This window comes from Nonomuraea sp. NPDC048916 (assembly GCF_040649575.1).
In the GTDB taxonomy this organism is placed as follows: Bacteria; Actinomycetota; Actinomycetes; order Streptosporangiales; family Streptosporangiaceae; genus Nonomuraea.
In genome coordinates, this window is the sequence record NZ_JBEZFS010000229.1 from 1 (window position 1) to 451 (window position 451).

Here is a 451-nt window from a genome sequence, read left to right on the forward strand (position 1 = left end):
CCAACAACATCGCCCTGCTCGGCCTCGCTCCACATGGCGAGCGGACCGGCAAGAAGCACATCATCACCTCCGCCATCGAACACAAGGCCGTCCTCGAGCCCCTGTTGCACCTCGCGGAAACCCGCGGCTTCACCGTGGACGTTCTTGAGCCGGGTGCGTCAGGCCGAATCACTGTCGAGCAGGTCATGGAGCACGTGCGCCCCGACACACTCGCGGTGTCTCTGATGCACGTCAACAACGAGACCGGAGTCATCCAGCCGGTCGCCGAGCTAGCCGAGCGCCTGCGGTCCACGCCGACCTACCTCCACGTGGACGCCGCCCAGGGATACGGCAAGATCGCCGGCGATCTGACCGCGCCAATCGACCTGATCAGCATCAGCGGCCACAAGATCGGCGCACCGAAGGGGGTCGGAGCGCTCATCACACGACGTCGCGGCTGGGATAAGGCTCC

1 protein-coding gene is annotated in these 451 nt (G+C 65.6%); it reads left to right on the forward strand.

Annotation, left to right across the window (positions count from 1 at the left end):
- Nucleotides 1-62: 62 nt before the first annotated feature.
- On the forward strand, nucleotides 63-451 hold a 389-nt coding region (locus AB0C16_RS40600; RefSeq protein ID WP_357691534.1), incomplete at its 3' end, for an aminotransferase class V-fold PLP-dependent enzyme.